General features: G+C 60.0%; 14 protein-coding genes. All 14 read left to right on the plus strand.

The genetic code is table 11. The features are described 5' to 3' along the window. Window positions 1-60 precede the first annotated feature (60 nt). Genes mraZ through ftsA form a run of 14 tightly spaced genes read left to right on the plus strand, consistent with a single transcriptional unit; the run spans window position 61 to window position 15,599 of the window. Window positions 61-516, plus strand: a complete 456-nt coding sequence (gene mraZ, locus AC07UI_RS07350) for a division/cell wall cluster transcriptional repressor MraZ (protein WP_493136269.1) — start codon at window positions 61-63, stop codon at window positions 514-516. Further along, the gene (rsmH, locus tag AC07UI_RS07355) at window positions 513-1,460 is read left to right on the plus strand and encodes a 16S rRNA (cytosine(1402)-N(4))-methyltransferase RsmH (protein WP_494991860.1); all 948 of its coding nucleotides are present in this window, start codon (window positions 513-515) and stop codon (window positions 1,458-1,460) included. The genes mraZ and rsmH overlap by 4 nt, the downstream gene beginning before the upstream one ends. Then, window positions 1,457-1,750, plus strand: coding sequence for a cell division protein FtsL (gene ftsL / locus AC07UI_RS07360; RefSeq protein WP_494991861.1), 294 nt, complete (start codon window positions 1,457-1,459; stop codon window positions 1,748-1,750). Before rsmH ends, ftsL begins: the two co-directional genes overlap by 4 nt. Further along, window positions 1,750-3,489, plus strand: a complete 1,740-nt coding sequence (locus AC07UI_RS07365) for a peptidoglycan D,D-transpeptidase FtsI family protein (RefSeq protein WP_494992139.1) — start codon at window positions 1,750-1,752, stop codon at window positions 3,487-3,489. Before ftsL ends, AC07UI_RS07365 begins: the two co-directional genes overlap by 1 nt. Further along, entirely contained in the window at window positions 3,489-4,952 is a 1,464-nt protein-coding gene (locus AC07UI_RS07370) for a UDP-N-acetylmuramoyl-L-alanyl-D-glutamate--2,6-diaminopimelate ligase (RefSeq protein WP_494991862.1), read from the plus strand. The genes AC07UI_RS07365 and AC07UI_RS07370 overlap by 1 nt, the downstream gene beginning before the upstream one ends. After that, window positions 4,945-6,312 carry a UDP-N-acetylmuramoyl-tripeptide--D-alanyl-D-alanine ligase gene (locus AC07UI_RS07375; protein ID WP_494991863.1) on the plus strand — a complete coding sequence of 456 codons (1,368 nt, stop codon included), beginning with the start codon at window positions 4,945-4,947 and terminating at the stop codon, window positions 6,310-6,312. The genes AC07UI_RS07370 and AC07UI_RS07375 overlap by 8 nt, the downstream gene beginning before the upstream one ends. Beyond that, window positions 6,312-7,394 carry a phospho-N-acetylmuramoyl-pentapeptide-transferase gene (mraY, locus tag AC07UI_RS07380; protein WP_494991864.1) on the plus strand — a complete coding sequence of 361 codons (1,083 nt, stop codon included), beginning with the start codon at window positions 6,312-6,314 and terminating at the stop codon, window positions 7,392-7,394. The genes AC07UI_RS07375 and mraY overlap by 1 nt, the downstream gene beginning before the upstream one ends. A 5-nt stretch (window positions 7,395-7,399) precedes the next feature. Then, window positions 7,400-8,746: a UDP-N-acetylmuramoyl-L-alanine--D-glutamate ligase gene (gene murD / locus AC07UI_RS07385; protein ID WP_494991865.1), complete on the plus strand. Its 1,347-nt coding sequence runs from the start codon at window positions 7,400-7,402 to the stop codon at window positions 8,744-8,746. After that, window positions 8,743-9,960 carry a putative lipid II flippase FtsW gene (gene ftsW, locus AC07UI_RS07390; RefSeq protein WP_494991866.1) on the plus strand — a complete coding sequence of 406 codons (1,218 nt, stop codon included), beginning with the start codon at window positions 8,743-8,745 and terminating at the stop codon, window positions 9,958-9,960. Before murD ends, ftsW begins: the two co-directional genes overlap by 4 nt. Continuing rightward, window positions 9,950-11,020, plus strand: a complete 1,071-nt coding sequence (gene murG, locus AC07UI_RS07395; RefSeq protein WP_494991867.1) for an undecaprenyldiphospho-muramoylpentapeptide beta-N-acetylglucosaminyltransferase — start codon at window positions 9,950-9,952, stop codon at window positions 11,018-11,020. The genes ftsW and murG overlap by 11 nt, the downstream gene beginning before the upstream one ends. Before the next feature lie 13 nt (window positions 11,021-11,033). Then, window positions 11,034-12,473 carry a UDP-N-acetylmuramate--L-alanine ligase gene (gene murC, locus AC07UI_RS07400; RefSeq protein WP_494992140.1) on the plus strand — a complete coding sequence of 480 codons (1,440 nt, stop codon included), beginning with the start codon at window positions 11,034-11,036 and terminating at the stop codon, window positions 12,471-12,473. Continuing rightward, complete coding sequence (locus AC07UI_RS07405) at window positions 12,470-13,450, plus strand: D-alanine--D-alanine ligase (protein ID WP_494991868.1); 981 nt, start codon at window positions 12,470-12,472, stop codon at window positions 13,448-13,450. Before murC ends, AC07UI_RS07405 begins: the two co-directional genes overlap by 4 nt. 4 nt (window positions 13,451-13,454) lie before the next feature. Beyond that, a complete protein-coding gene (locus tag AC07UI_RS07410) occupies window positions 13,455-14,321 on the plus strand; it encodes a cell division protein FtsQ/DivIB (protein ID WP_494991869.1) in 867 nt (288 codons plus the stop codon). A gap of 15 nt (window positions 14,322-14,336) precedes the next feature. Then, window positions 14,337-15,599 (plus strand): cell division protein FtsA, encoded by a 1,263-nt coding sequence (gene ftsA, locus AC07UI_RS07415; protein WP_489376406.1) that lies wholly within the window; start codon window positions 14,337-14,339, stop codon window positions 15,597-15,599. Window positions 15,600-15,670 lie beyond the last annotated feature (71 nt).

Genomic DNA, 15,670 nt, shown 5'->3' on the forward strand with positions numbered 1-15,670 from the left:
GAAAGTGGCATGAAGTGGGTTTTTTGAGCGCAAAACGCTAATATTTGGAGAAACGCTGACGTGTTTCGCGGAGCCAACGCTATCAGTCTCGATGCAAAAGGCCGTCTCGCCATGCCGAGCCGGTATCGTGACGAGCTCGTTTCGCGAAGTTCCGGGCAATTAATCGTCACCATCGATGCCGTTGATCCTTGTTTATGCGTTTATCCCCTCGATGAGTGGGAGCTGATTGAAACCAAACTGCGCGCACTGCCTTCGCTGCGCGAAGAAAACCGTCGCTTGCAACGTTTGCTGATCGGTAATGCCGTCGACCTCGAGCTCGATGGCAGTGGTCGTTTTCTGGTTCCGCCACGTTTGCGCGAATATGCCAGGTTGGATAAGCGCGCAATGCTGGTTGGCCAACTGAACAAGTTCCAATTGTGGGACGAGGATGCCTGGGACGCCGTTTCTGCTGCGGACCTGGCTGCCATTCAACAACCGGGCGCCATGCCTGATGAACTGCGTGATTTGATCCTGTGACTATTGATAGCGGCTTTAACCACATCACCGTACTGCTTGACGAAGCCGTCGAGGCTCTCGCCGTACGTCCTGATGGCTGCTATCTGGACGGCACGTTCGGGCGCGGCGGGCATAGTCGCCTGATACTCAGCCAGCTCGGCCCCGATGGTCGAGTGCTGGGATTCGACAAAGATCCTCAAGCGATTGCCACAGGGCAAGCGCTGGCGGCCGAAGACGGCCGCTTTGTCATTGTGCAGCGCAGCTTTGCCGAGATGGGGTCGGAAATTGCCGATCGCGGTCTGGCCGGCAAGATCAACGGCGTTCTGCTCGACCTGGGCGTTTCCTCGCCACAACTCGATGATCCAGAGCGTGGCTTCAGCTTCATGAACGATGGCCCGCTGGACATGCGCATGGACCCGAGTCGCGGTGTCAGCGCAGCCGAGTTTATCGCCACGGCCGCGGCGGAAGAAATCGCCCGGGTGTTCAAGGAATATGGTGAAGAACGTTTCTCCGGGCGCATGGCCCGCGCGGTCGTCGAGCGTCGTGTAATCAAGCCGTTCGAGCGTACCGGCGATCTGGCCGAAGTCCTGAAAGTCGCCAATCCGGCCTGGGAAAAGGGCAAGCACCCGGCTACCCGGGCGTTCCAGGGTTTGCGCATTCACGTCAATAACGAGTTGGGCGATCTGGAAACCGGCCTTGAAGCCGCGCTGGAAGCCCTTGAAGTGGGCGGCCGTCTGGTCGTTATCAGCTTCCACTCGCTGGAAGACCGCATCGTCAAACTGTTCATGCGTCGTCTGGTCAAGGGCGAAGCCGATAACCTGCCGCGTAACCTGCCGGTGCGTTTCGAAACCTTCGTGCCAAAAATCAAGATCCATGGCAAGGCGCAGTTCGCTTCCGAGGCCGAGCTCAAGGCCAACCCACGCGCTCGTAGCGCTGTCATGCGCGTCGCGGAGAAGCTTCGGTGAGCAAGCTCTTCGCCAAACCGCTTCCAGGCGGAAGCTTTTTCATGCTGCTGCTGTTTATAGGCGTGTTGGTGTCCGCGATTGCGGTGTCTTACAGCGCCCACTGGAACCGTCAACTGCTCAACGCCCTCTACAACGAGTTGAGCGTGCGCGACAAGGCGCAAGCCGAGTGGGGCCGGTTGATTCTTGAGCAGAGCACCTGGACCGCCCACAGCCGGATCGAAGTGCTGGCCTCCGAACAGCTGAAGATGCGAATTCCTGGCGCGGCTGAAGTCCGTATGGTGGCGCCATGATGAAACTCGAAGGCGCCCTTTATCCATGGCGCTTCCGCGTGGTGCTGGGTTTGCTGGCAGTGATGGTGTCGGCGATTGCCTGGCGCATCATTGACCTGCAAGTCGTTGACCGTGACTTCCTCAAGGGGCAGGGGGATGCGCGCAGCGTTCGTCATATTCCGATTCCAGCCCACCGCGGTCTGATTACCGACCGTAACGGTGAACCTCTGGCTGTCAGTACGCCGGTGACCACCCTGTGGGCCAACGCCAAGGAAATGCAACTGGCCAAGGACAAGTGGCCAGAATTGGCGGCTGCGATGGGGCAGGATCCCAAAGCGCTGAGCGAACGCCTCGAGGCGCAGGCCAATAAAGAATTTATCTATCTGGTGCGTGGTTTGACCCCCGAGCAGGGTCAGGCCGTGCTTGATTTGAAAGTGCCTGGTGTTTATGGCATCGAAGAGTTCCGGCGTTTCTACCCGGCCGGTGAGGTCACCGCGCACATGGTCGGCTTTACCGACATTGATGACCACGGCCGCGAAGGTGTCGAGCTGGCTTATGATGAGTGGCTGGCCGGTGTGGCGGGCAAGCGCCAGGTCATCAAGGACCGGCGCGGCAGACTGATCCAGGATGTCCAGGTCACCAAAAACGCCAAGGCTGGTAAGCCCTTGGCGTTGTCGATTGACTTGCGCCTGCAATATCTGGCCAACCGCGAACTGCGTAATGCCATTGTGGAAAACGGAGCCAAGGCCGGAAGCCTGGTGATCATGGATGTGAAGTCCGGCGAGATCCTGGCCATGGTCAACCAGCCCACTTACAACCCGAACAATCGTCGCAACCTGCAACCGATCATGATGCGTAACCGCGCCATGATCGATGTGTTCGAACCGGGGTCGACCATGAAGCCGATCTCCATGAGTGCAGCCCTGGAAACCGGGCGCTGGAAACCCAGCGATACGGTTGAGGTCTACCCAGGTACGTTGCAGCTTGGCAAGTACACCATTCGCGATGTTTCCAAGACTGAAGGGCCGGTACTCGATCTGACCGGCATTCTGATCAACTCCAGTAACGTGGGCATGAGCAAGGTTGCCTTCGATATTGGTGGTGAAGCGATTTTCCGCCTGATGCAGAAGGTCGGCCTCGGTCAGGACACCGGTCTGGGGTTTCCGGGAGAGCGTGTCGGCAACCTGCCGAACTATCGGGATTGGAAAAAGGCCGAGACGGCCACGTTGTCCTACGGCTACGGCTTGTCGGTGACTGCGATCCAGCTGGTTCACGCTTTCTCGGCGTTGGCCAACAACGGCCGGATTGCACCGCTGACCCTGATCAAGACTGACAAGGCTCCAGAAACAACCCAGGTGATTCCGGAGAAAGTCGCCAAAACCATGCAAGGCATGTTGCAGCAAGTGATTGAAGCGCCGCGTGGGGTGTTCCGCGCACAAGTGCCGGCTTATCACGTGGCCGGCAAGAGTGGTACCGCACGTAAGACTTCGGTTGGCACCAAGGGCTATGCCGAGAATTCATACCGTTCGCTGTTCGCCGGCTTCGGTCCGATGAGCGACCCGCGTTACGCGATCGTGGTGGTCATCGATGAGCCAAGCAAGGCCGGTTACTTCGGTGGTCTGGTTTCTGCGCCGGTGTTCAGCAAAGTGATGTCCGGGACCCTGCGCTTGATGAATATTTCACCGGATAACCTGCCGCCTGTGCAACAAGCGAATGCAGCACCAGCTAATGCAGCACCAGCTAAAGGAGGGCGCGGTTAATGTCTCTTAGCCTGAACAAGATTTTTGCCCACGCCGGTCGTGATCTGTTGATTCGCGAGCTGACGCTCGATAGCCGCAATGTTCGCGCAGGCGACCTGTTTCTCGCGGTCCCAGGCGGTAAAGTGGATGGCCGTGCACACATTGTCGACGCCTTGCAGCGCGGTGCGGCGGCCGTGGCCTATGAAGTCGACGGCGCTACTGTTCTGCCTATTACCGATGTGCCGCTGATTCCGGTCAAAGGCCTGGCGGCGCAGCTGTCGGATATCGCCGGGCGTTTCTATGGTGACCCGAGCCGCAACCTGAATCTGGTCGGTGTGACCGGTACCAACGGTAAAACCAGCGTGACCCAATTGGTTGCGCAGGCACTCGACTTGCTCGGCCAGCATTGCGGCATCGTCGGCACATTGGGTACCGGTTTTTACGGCGCGCTGCAAAGTGGCCTGCACACCACGCCCAATCCGATTGCCGTGCAGGCGACTCTGGCGGACCTGAAAAAGGCGGGTGCGAAAGCCGTGGCGATGGAAGTCTCCTCCCATGGTCTGGATCAAGGCCGCGTCACCGCTCTGGCGTTCGATGTGGCGGTGATGACCAACCTGTCCCGGGATCACCTGGATTATCACGGGACCATGGATGCCTACGCCGACGCCAAGGCCAAGCTGTTCGGCTGGGCTGATCTGAGCTGCCGGGTAATCAATCTCGACGACGATTTTGGTCGGCAACTGGCCGCCGAAAAACATGAGTCACGCCTGATCAGCTACAGCCTGGAAAATTCCAGCGCTTACCTGTATTGCCGTGAAGCGCAGTTCGACGACGAAGGCGTGCGCGCCACATTGGTCACACCTCAGGGCGAACACCATTTGCGCAGCACCTTGCTCGGTCGTTTCAACCTGAGCAACGTGTTGGCGGCTGTCGGCGCCTTGCTCGGTCTGGACTACGCGCTGGACGAGATCCTGCAAGTGCTGCCGAAACTCGAAGGCCCGGCCGGTCGCATGCAGCGCCTGGGTGGCGGCACTCAGCCGCTGGTAGTGGTCGATTACGCCCACACCCCGGACGCGCTGGAAAAAGTTCTGACGGCCCTGCGTCCTCATGCCAAGGGCAAGTTGCTGTGCCTGTTCGGTTGCGGTGGTGATCGCGATCGCGGCAAGCGCCCGTTGATGGCGCAAATAGTCGAGCGTCTGGCGGACGGTGTATTGGTCACCGACGACAATCCGCGCACCGAAGCTCCCTCGAGAATTTTCGACGATATCCGCGTCGGTTTCAGCGCTGTGGATAAAGTCACATTCGTGGCCGGTCGCGGCCAGGCCATTGCCCAACTGATTGCCAGTGCCTCGGCCGACGATGTGATCGTCCTGGCCGGTAAAGGTCATGAGGACTATCAGGAAATCAACGGCGTGCGCCATGACTTCTCTGATCTGGTGGAGGCCGACCGCGCCTTGACCGCATGGGAGGTGGCCCATGCTTAAAGCCTTGAAGTTGAGCGAAGTGGCCGGCCCGTTGGCCGGCCGTGTGCTGACTGCCGATTGCAATTTCGATGGCGTCAGCATCGACAGTCGGGCGATCAAGCCGGGCCAGTTGTTTGTCGCCCTGACCGGGCCGCGTTTCGATGGTCATGACTACCTGAACGACGTTGCCAGCAAAGGCGCGGTCGCAGCTCTGGTCGAGCGTGAAGTGGCGAACAGCACATTGCCGCAACTGCTGGTCAAGGATACTCGTCAGGCCTTGGGCGAACTCGGCGCGCTGAACCGCGCTGCGTATTCGAACCCGGTCGCGGCAATCACCGGCTCCAGTGGCAAAACCACGGTCAAGGAAATGCTCGCAAGCATCCTGCGCACGCGCGGGCCGGTACTGGCGACCCGTGGCAACCTGAACAATGACCTCGGCGTTCCGCTGACCTTGCTCGAGCTGGCCGCGGAACACACTGCGGCAGTCATCGAACTCGGTGCTTCGCGTATCGGCGAGATTGCCTACACCGTCGGCATGACCAAACCGCATGTGGCCGTGATCAACAACGCCGGGACTGCCCACGTCGGCGAATTCGGCGGGCCGGAAAAAATCATTGAAGCCAAGGGCGAGATTCTGGAAGGGCTGGACGCCGATGGCCTCGCCGTTCTGAACCTCGACGACAAGGCTTTTGATATCTGGAAGAAGCGTGCCGCCGGTCGCCAGGTGCTGACCTTTGCCTTGAACGACAGCCGTGCCGATTTCCATGCCAGCGATCTGGATCGTGACGCACGCGGTTGCCCGTCCTTCAAGCTGCACAGCCCGCAAGGTGTCGAGCACGTTCAGCTGAACCTGCTGGGCAACCACAACGTTGCCAATGCCCTGGCGGCGGCAGCGGCTGCCCATGCCTTGGGTGTGTCGCTGATCGGCATCGCCACGGGGTTGAATGCGGTGCAACCGGTCAAGGGCCGTGCCGTCGCGCAACTGGCGACCAACGGCATGCGCGTGATTGATGATTCTTACAACGCGAACCCCACCTCTATGTGCGCTGCCGTTGATATACTTGCCGGCTTTTCCGGACGCACCGTTCTGGTGCTCGGAGATATTGGCGAGTTGGGCGCGTGGGCGGAGCAGGGGCATCGTGACGTTGGCGCTTATGCCGCCGGCAAGGTTTCTGCGCTCTACGCCGTTGGGCCGATGATGGTTCACGCCGTGGCAGCTTTTGGCCAACAGGCTTATCACTTCGCCACTCAGGCCGAGCTGATCGAAGCGCTGGGTGCCGAACACGATACAAACACCACAATTTTGATCAAGGGATCGCGCAGCGCGGTGATGGAAAACGTCGTCGCGGCTTTGTGTGGTTCCAGCGGGGAGAAACATTAATGCTGCTGCTGCTGGCTGAGTATCTGCAACAGTTCTACAAAGGCTTCGCGGTCTTCCAGTACCTGACCCTGCGCGGGATCCTCGGTGTGCTGACCGCGTTGTCGTTGTCGCTGTGGCTGGGGCCATGGATGATCCGCACCTTGCAGAATCGCCAGATCGGTCAGTCGGTGCGTAACGACGGGCCGCAATCGCACCTGTCCAAATCGGGCACGCCGACCATGGGCGGTGCGTTGATCCTTTCCGCAATCGCTGTCAGCACACTGCTCTGGGCTGACCTGGATAACCGTTACGTCTGGGTCGTGCTGCTGGTGACACTGCTGTTCGGCGCGATTGGCTGGGTCGATGACTACCGCAAGGTGATCGAGAAGAACTCTCGTGGTCTGCCAAGTCGCTGGAAGTATTTCTGGCAATCGGTGTTTGGCCTGGGTGCAGCAGTTTTCCTATATATGACTGCGCCAAGCGCGGTTGAAACCACGCTGATCCTGCCAATGCTCAAAGATGTAAGCATTCCGCTGGGCGTCGGCTTCGTGGTGCTGACCTATTTCGTCATCGTCGGCTCGAGTAATGCGGTCAACCTGACCGATGGTCTCGATGGCCTGGCGATCATGCCGACCGTCATGGTCGGCGGCGCGCTGGGGATCTTCTGCTACCTCTCGGGTAACGTGAAGTTCGCCGAATACCTGCTGATCCCTTATGTACCGGGCGCGGGTGAGCTGATTGTGTTCTGCGGCGCGTTGATCGGTGCCGGCCTTGGGTTCCTCTGGTTCAACACCTACCCGGCACAAGTCTTCATGGGCGACGTCGGTGCGCTGGCGCTGGGTGCGGCGCTGGGCACCATTGCAGTCATCGTCCGTCAGGAAATCGTCCTGTTCATCATGGGCGGCGTGTTCGTGATGGAGACCCTGTCTGTCGTCATTCAGGTTGCTTCCTTCAAGCTGACCGGTCGTCGTGTGTTTCGCATGGCGCCGATTCACCACCACTTTGAACTCAAGGGCTGGCCCGAGCCGCGCGTGATCGTCCGCTTCTGGATCATCACCGTGATTCTGGTCCTGGTCGGCCTTGCCACCCTGAAGCTGAGGTAGAACGAGTGTCTCTGATCGCTTCTGACCACTTCCGCATCGTTGTCGGCCTCGGCAAGAGCGGCATGTCCCTGGTTCGCTTCCTGGCGAGTCGGGGGGTGTCGTTTGCTGTGGCCGATACGCGGGAGAATCCGCCGGAGCTGGTCACGCTGCGCCGTGATTACCCGCACGTGGACGTGCGTTGTGGCGAGCTGGACGTTGAGTTCCTGTGCCGTGCCGACGAGCTCTACGTGAGCCCGGGGCTGGCCTTGGCGACGCCGGCGCTGCAAGCGGCAGCAGCCCGTGGCGTGAAACTTTCCGGTGATATCGAGCTGTTCGCGCGTAACGCGAAAGCGCCGATCGTCGCCATCAGCGGTTCCAACGCGAAAAGCACCGTGACCACGCTGGTGGGTGAAATGGCAGCGGCGGCCGGCAAGCGTGTTGCGGTCGGCGGCAACCTTGGCACACCAGCGCTGGACCTGCTCAGCGACGACGTCGAGCTGTACGTGTTGGAGCTGTCGAGTTTCCAGCTTGAAACAACAGATCAACTCGGTGCGGAAGTCGCCACCGTATTGAACGTCAGCGAAGACCACATGGACCGCTACAGCGGTCTGCCGGCGTATCACCTGGCCAAACACCGGATCTTCCGTGGTGCCAGGCAGGTTGTGGTGAACCGTCAGGATGCCTTGACCCGTCCGTTGATGGGCGAGGGGTTGCCGTGCTGGACCTTCGGTTTGAGCCAGCCTGACTTCAAGGCTTTCGGTCTGCGTGAAGAGAACGGCGAGAAGTATCTGGCCTTCGAATTCCAGAACCTGATGCCGGTTCGCGAGTTGAAAATTCGTGGCGCTCACAATCAGTCCAACGCCCTGGCAGCCTTGGCCCTGGGGCATGCCGTGGGGCTGCCGTTCGACGCCATGCTGTCGAGCCTGCGCACCTTCGCCGGCCTCGAGCATCGCTGCCAGTGGGTCCGGGACCTGAATGGCGTGAGCTACTACAACGATTCCAAAGCCACTAACGTGGGCGCCGCTTTGGCCGCCATTGAAGGCTTGGGTGCAGACATCGCCGGCAAGTTGGTGCTGATTGCTGGCGGCGATGGCAAGGGGGCGGATTTCAAGGACCTGCGCGCTCCGGTTGCGGCCAACTGCCGTGCCGTGGTGCTGATGGGCCGTGACTCGGAGTTGATTGCCAAGGCGATCGGCGACGAGGTTGCGCTGATTCGCGTCAATTCGCTGATTGAAGCCGTTGAGCGCTGCAAGGCTGTCGCCGAACCGGGCGACGCTGTGTTGCTGTCTCCGGCCTGCGCCAGTTTCGACATGTTCAAGAACTACGAGGAGCGTGGGCACTTGTTCGCCCGGGCCGTGGAGGGCTTGAAATGATCTTTGCGAATATCATCAAGCCGTACCCATCGCCGATCATCACCGGTCGCGGTATCGACCTCGACTTCCCGATGCTTGCCGGTTGTCTGGCGCTGCTCGGTCTTGGCCTGGTCATGATCACATCGGCGTCCTCGGAAGTCGCCGCGGTACAGTCCGGCAACACGCTGTACCACATGATTCGCCACCTTGTTTATCTGGTCCTCGGCCTCGGTGCCTGCGTCGTGACCATGATGATCCCGATTGCAACCTGGCAACGTCTGGGCTGGCTGATGCTGATCGGCGCCTTCGGTTTGCTGGTCATGGTGCTGCTGCCCGGGATCGGTCGTGAGGTGAACGGCTCGATGCGCTGGATTGGTTTCAGCTTCTTCAACGTCCAGCCTTCGGAGATCGCCAAAGTCTTCGTGGTGCTCTACCTGGCCGGTTATCTGGTACGCCGTCAGAAGGAAGTCCGCGAAAGCTGGATGGGCTTCTTCAAGCCGTTCATCGTATTGCTGCCTATGGCTGGTCTGCTGCTGATGGAGCCGGACTTCGGGGCCACCGTCGTGATGATGGGCGCCGCAGCGGCGATGCTGTTCCTCGGGGGGGTCGGGCTGTTCCGTTTCACCTTGATGGTGGTGCTGGCGGTGGCTGCGGTGACGATTCTGGTTCAGGCCCAGCCCTACCGTATGGCGCGTCTGATTACCTTTACCGACCCGTGGGCCGACCAGTTCGGTTCCGGCTACCAGTTGACTCAGGCGCTGATCGCTTTCGGGCGTGGTGAATGGTTCGGCGTCGGCCTGGGCAACAGCGTGCAGAAACAGTTCTACCTGCCCGAAGCCCACACTGACTTCGTATTCTCGGTCCTGGCTGAAGAGCTGGGCGTGGTTGGCTCGCTGGCGACCATCGGCCTGTTCGTCTTCGTTTGCATACGTGGCATGTACATCGGGTTGTGGGCAGAAAAGGCCAAGCAATTCTTTGCGGCTTATGTTGCGTACGGCTTGTCGTTCCTGTGGATCGGCCAGTTCCTGATCAACATCGGTGTGAACGTCGGCTTGCTGCCGACTAAAGGTCTGACCTTGCCGTTCCTCAGTTATGGCGGCAGTTCCCTGGTTATTTGCTGCGCCTGCCTCGGTTTGTTGCTGCGTATCGAATGGGAAAGTAGAACTCATTTGGGCAGTGAGGAGATGGAGTTCAACGAGAGCGACTTCGCTGAGGAGCCGACTCATGGGCGCTAATGTGCTAATCATGGCTGGCGGTACAGGCGGGCACGTGTTCCCGGCGCTGGCCTGTGCCCGTGAATTCCAGACGCGCGGCTATACCGTGCACTGGCTGGGCACGCCACGCGGGATCGAGAACGAGCTGGTGCCAAACGCTGGTCTTGCCCTGCATCTGATCAATGTCAGCGGCCTGCGCGGCAAAAGTAAATTGTCCTTGCTCAAGGCGCCGTTCGTACTGCTCAAGGCGATCTGGCAGGCGCGCAAGATCATTCGTCAGTTGCAGCCGGTCTGTGTCCTGGGGTTTGGCGGTTATGTCACCGGTCCCGGTGGCGTTGCGGCCAAACTGGCTGGCGTGCCAGTAATCGTTCACGAACAAAATGCCGTCGCTGGTACCGCCAATCGGCTGCTGGTGCCGCTGGCTGCCCGAGTCTGCGAAGCTTTCCCGGATACCTTCGGGGCATCGAACAGCCGCCGGACCACCGGTAACCCGGTGCGTACCGAGCTGTTCCTCGAAACACCGCGCCAGGCTTTAGCTGGACGCAAGGCGCGTTTGCTGATCCTGGGCGGAAGCCTGGGGGCTGAGCCGCTGAACAAACTGTTGCCTGAAGCCCTGGCGCAAGTCTCTGTCGAGCTGCGCCCGGAAGTGTTTCATCAGGCTGGAAAAAATCATGATGAAGTGACCGCCGAGCGCTATCGCGCCGTTGGCGTCAATGCGCAAGTGCAACCCTTCATCAAAGACATGGCCCAAGCCTATGGCTGGGCCGACCTGGTGGTTTGTCGCGCAGGCGCGCTGACCGTCAGTGAACTGGCTGCCGCCGGTCTGCCCTCGTTGCTGGTGCCTTTGCCCCACGCAATCGACGATCACCAGACCCGCAATGCCGATTATTTGGCTCGTGAAGGCGCTGCCTTCCTGATGCCGCAAAGAACGACTGGCGCAGCCGATCTGGCTGCTCGCCTGACAGAGGTTTTGATGCAACCGGAACGACTCAATAGCATGGCGAGCGCTGCCCGTCGCCTGGCCAAACCCGATGCCACCCGTAGCGTGGTCGATATCTGCCTGGAGGTGGCCCGTGGTTGAGAATCAGAAAGCCATGCCTCAACCGGAAATGCGCCGTATCCGTCGTATCCACTTCGTCGGTATCGGTGGCGTCGGTATGTGCGGGATTGCCGAAGTGTTGTTGAACCTGGGCTATGAAGTTTCCGGCTCCGACCTGAAAGCTTCGCCGGTGACCGAGCGTCTCGAGTCTTTCGGTGCGCACATCTATATCGGCCACCGCGCCGAGAACGCGGCGAACGCCGATGTCCTGGTGGTTTCAAGCGCCGTGAACACTTCCAACCCGGAAGTCGCCACTGCTCTGGAGCGCCGGATTCCGGTAGTGCCGCGCGCCGAAATGCTCGCCGAGCTGATGCGTTATCGCCACGGCATCGCCGTTGCCGGTACTCACGGCAAAACCACCACGACCAGCCTGATCGCCTCGGTGTTCGCGGCCGGTGGTCTGGACCCTACCTTCGTCATCGGTGGCCGGCTGAATGCAGCAGGCACCAATGCACAGCTGGGCACCAGCCGTTATCTGATCGCCGAAGCTGATGAAAGCGATGCCAGCTTCCTGCACCTGCAGCCACTGGTAGCGGTCGTCACCAATATCGACGCCGATCACATGGCGACCTATGACGGTGACTTCAACAAACTGAAGAAAACCTTCGTCGAGTTCCTGCACAACCTGCCGTTCTACGGTTTGGCTGTGGTCTGCCTGGACGATCCTGTCGTGCGCGAGATCCTGCCGCAGGTCAAACGCCCGACGGTCACCTACGGCTTCAGCGAAGAAGCCGACGTGCGCGCGATCAATGTTCGCCAGCAAGGCATGCAGACCTTCTTCACCGTGCTGCGTCGTGACCGCGAGCCGCTGGATGTCTCGGTGAACATGCCGGGTAACCACAACGTATTGAACGCCCTGGCAACCATCTGTATCGCCACCGACGAGGGCATCAGCGATGAAGCCATCGTTCAGGGCCTGTCGGGCTTCCAGGGTGTGGGCCGACGCTTCCAGGTGTACGGCGAGCTGCCGGTGGAAGGCGGCAGCGTGATGCTGGTTGACGACTACGGTCACCACCCGACCGAAGTGGCCGCAGTGATCAAAGCCGTGCGCGGTGGCTGGCCGGATCGGCGTCTGGTGATGGTTTACCAGCCGCACCGTTTCAGTCGCACTCGTGACCTGTATGACGATTTCGTGCAGGTGCTGGCTGATGCCAATGTGTTGCTGTTGATGGAAGTTTACCCGGCCGGTGAAGAACCGATTCCAGGTGCCGACAGTCGTCAGCTGTGCCACAGCATTCGTCAACGCGGTCAGCTCGACCCGATCTACATCGAGCGTGGCGTCGAACTGGCACCGCTGGTCAAGCCGCTGCTGCGTGCCGGCGACATTCTGCTCTGCCAGGGCGCCGGTGATATCGGTGGTCTCGCACCAAAACTATTGATCAGTCCGCTGTTTGCGGGTGCCGTTGCCGCTGCCGGTCAGGGGAAGTTGAAATGACTGCTGCCTACGCTAACCTGTTCTCGACGATCGATCCGAAAGACTTCGGCCGCGTTGCCGTGCTGTTCGGTGGCAAAAGCGCCGAACGCGAGGTTTCGCTCAAATCCGGCAACGCCGTTCTCGATGCATTGCAAAGCGCGGGTGTGAACGCCTTCGGCATCGATGTCGGTGATGATTTTCTGCAACGTTTGCTGAGCGAGAAAATCGACCGCGCCTTCATCATTCTCCACGGTCGTGGCGGTGAAGACGGCAGTATGCAGGGCCTGCTCGAATGCCTGGGCATTCCTTACACCGGCAGCGGCATCCTCGCCTCGGCGCTGGCCATGGACAAGCTGCGGACCAAGCAGGTCTGGCACAGCCTGGGTATTCCTACGCCGCGTCACGCGGTACTGAGCAGCGAAGCCGACTGTATTTTGGCGGCGACGGAACTGGGCTTCCCTTTGATCGTCAAACCGGCCCATGAAGGTTCAAGTATCGGTATGGCCAAAGTGAATTCCACGCCCGAGTTGATCGACGCCTGGAAAGCGGCCAGTACCTACGATTCGCAAGTGTTGGTCGAGCAATGGATTCAAGGTCCGGAGTTCACCATCGCCACCCTGCGTGACCAGGTGTTGCCACCGATCGCCCTGGGCACGACCCACAGTTTCTACGACTACGACGCCAAGTATGTGGCTTGCGATACCCAGTACCGGATCCCGTGCGGCCTCGATAGCGCAAAAGAGCAAGAACTCATGGACCTCACGGCAAAAGCCTGTGAGGCGTTGGGTATTGCCGGTTGGGGACGGGCTGACGTGATGCAGGACGCCGAAGGGCAGTTCTGGTTTCTGGAAGTCAACACCGCACCGGGTATGACCGACCACAGTCTGGTCCCAATGGCAGCCCGTGCTGCCGGCCTGGATTTCCAGCAGTTGGTGTTGGCGATTCTGGCTGCAAGTGTTGCCAGTAACGCTGCCGGTAACAAAGAGCCGCGAGGTTAAGACCATGCAAGGCCACCAGCTACGTCATCCGCAACCCGCTCCTGGCCGTAAGCCGGTGCCGCGTGGTGCCAGCCGTATGGTGGCCAAAGAGCCGATGTCGGTGCGCCTGCCGAAAGCCAATTTCGGCTTTCTGAAAAGCCTGTTCTGGCCGGTGCTGTTGGTGGCTCTGGGCTTCGGTACCTACGAAGGCGCGCAGCGTTTGCTGCCTTATGCCGACCGGCCAATCACCAAGATCAACGTCCAGGGTGATTTGAGTTACATCAGCCAGCAAGCCGTGCAGCAGCGAATCGCCCCTTACGTGGCCTCGAGCTTCTTCACCATTGACCTGGCCAGCATGCGTACCGAGCTTGAGACGATGCCCTGGATTGCCCACGCCGAAGTGCGTCGCGTCTGGCCTGATCAGGTGGTGATTCGCCTGGAAGAACAACTGCCCGTGGCCCGTTGGGGCGACGAAGCACTGTTGAACAACCAGGGCGAGGCGTTCACCCCGCGTGAGCTGGCGAACTACGAACACCTGCCACAGCTGTTCGGCCCGCAGCGCGCTCAACAGCAGGTGATGCAGCAGTACCAGGTGTTGAGCCAGATGCTTCGGCCGATGGGTTTTTCGATTGCCCGTCTGGAGCTGCGTGAACGTGGCAGCTGGTTCCTGACCACCGGTGCCGGCAGCGCCGGTCCGGGGATCGAACTGTTGCTCGGTCGTGATCATCTGGTCGAGAAGATGCGCCGCTTTATCGCCATTTATGAAAAAACGCTGAAAGAACAGATTACGAACATTGCGCGCATCGATCTGCGCTATGCCAACGGCCTGGCCGTCGGCTGGCGGGAACCTGTAGCGCCCACGACGGCCCAACCCGCCGTCGCGAAGAATTAAGAAGAGGCAGGACCAATGGCTAATGTGCAAAGCGGCAAAATGATCGTCGGTCTTGATATCGGCACTTCCAAGGTGGTGGCACTGGTGGGCGAGGTCGCGGCCGATGGCACGCTGGAAATCGTCGGTATCGGCACTCATCCATCCCGTGGCCTGAAGAAGGGCGTGGTGGTGAATATCGAATCCACCGTGCAGTCGATCCAGCGCGCTATCGAAGAAGCGCAATTGATGGCCGGGTGCCGCATTCACTCGGCGTTCGTCGGTGTGGCGGGCAATCACATTCGCAGCCTGAACTCCCACGGCATCGTGGCGATTCGTGATCGCGAAGTCAGCTCGGCGGATCTGGAGCGGGTACTCGACGCGGCCCAGGCTGTGGCGATCCCTGCGGACCAGCGTGTCTTGCACACCTTGCCGCAGGATTACGTAATCGATAACCAGGAAGGCGTGCGTGAGCCTCTGGGCATGTCCGGCGTACGTCTGGAAGCCAAGGTCCACGTGGTCACCTGCGCCGTGAATGCGGCACAGAACATTGAAAAGTGCGTGCGTCGCTGCGGTCTGGAAATCGACGACATCATTCTCGAGCAGTTGGCCTCTGCTTACTCGGTGCTGACCGATGACGAGAAAGAGCTTGGCGTGTGCCTGGTGGACATCGGTGGTGGCACCACTGATATCGCGATCTTCACCGAAGGCGCGATTCGCCATACGGCGGTGATCCCGATTGCAGGCGATCAAGTGACCAACGACATCGCCATGGCGTTGCGCACTCCGACCCAGTACGCCGAAGAAATCAAGATTCGCTACGCCTGCGCCCTGGCCAAACTGGCCGGTGCCGGTGAAACCATCAAGGTCCCAAGCGTCGGTGATCGTCCGCCGCGCGAGCTGTCCCGTCAGGCCCTGGCTGAAGTGGTCGAGCCGCGTTACGACGAGCTGTTCACGCTGATCCAGGCCGAACTGCGTCGCAGCGGTTATGAAGACCTGATTCCGGCCGGCATCGTGCTGACCGGCGGTACTTCGAAGATGGAAGGCGCGGTGGAGCTTGCCGAAGAGATTTTCCACATGCCGGTCCGCCTTGGCGTACCCCATGGCGTCAAAGGCCTCGACGATGTCGTGCGCAACCCGATTTATTCCACCGGTGTGGGCTTGCTGATGTACGGGCTGCAAAAACAGTCCGATGGCGTGTCCTTCTCCGGGATCAGCAGCAACCGAGACAGCTACAGCAGTGACGAGGCCAAGACGCCTCTTTTCGATCGTCTCAGAAGCTGGGTTCAGGGCAACTTCTAAAGATTTACAGCAAGACAGTTTCAAAGTGGCAGCAGTAGGCGAAAAAACTAGAGAAATGAAAGGAGAGGGAA

It is taken from the genome of Pseudomonas sp. GW821-FHT04C07 (assembly GCF_059420325.1).

Excerpts from the sequence above, each read along its gene's own strand:
- AC07UI_RS07365 (WP_494992139.1), top strand. The coding sequence starts at position 1,750 with ATGAAACTCGAAGGCGCCCTTTATCCATGGCGCTTCCGCGTGGTGCTG.
- AC07UI_RS07370 (WP_494991862.1), top strand. The coding sequence starts at position 3,489 with ATGTCTCTTAGCCTGAACAAGATTTTTGCCCACGCCGGTCGTGATCTG.
- AC07UI_RS07375 (WP_494991863.1), top strand. The coding sequence starts at position 4,945 with ATGCTTAAAGCCTTGAAGTTGAGCGAAGTGGCCGGCCCGTTGGCCGGC.
- mraY (WP_494991864.1), top strand. The coding sequence starts at position 6,312 with ATGCTGCTGCTGCTGGCTGAGTATCTGCAACAGTTCTACAAAGGCTTC.
- ftsW (WP_494991866.1), top strand. The coding sequence starts at position 8,743 with ATGATCTTTGCGAATATCATCAAGCCGTACCCATCGCCGATCATCACC.
- murG (WP_494991867.1), top strand. The coding sequence starts at position 9,950 with ATGGGCGCTAATGTGCTAATCATGGCTGGCGGTACAGGCGGGCACGTG.
- murC (WP_494992140.1), top strand. The coding sequence starts at position 11,034 with ATGCCTCAACCGGAAATGCGCCGTATCCGTCGTATCCACTTCGTCGGT.
- AC07UI_RS07405 (WP_494991868.1), top strand. The coding sequence starts at position 12,470 with ATGACTGCTGCCTACGCTAACCTGTTCTCGACGATCGATCCGAAAGAC.
- AC07UI_RS07410 (WP_494991869.1), top strand. The coding sequence starts at position 13,455 with ATGCAAGGCCACCAGCTACGTCATCCGCAACCCGCTCCTGGCCGTAAG.
- ftsA (WP_489376406.1), top strand. The coding sequence starts at position 14,337 with ATGGCTAATGTGCAAAGCGGCAAAATGATCGTCGGTCTTGATATCGGC.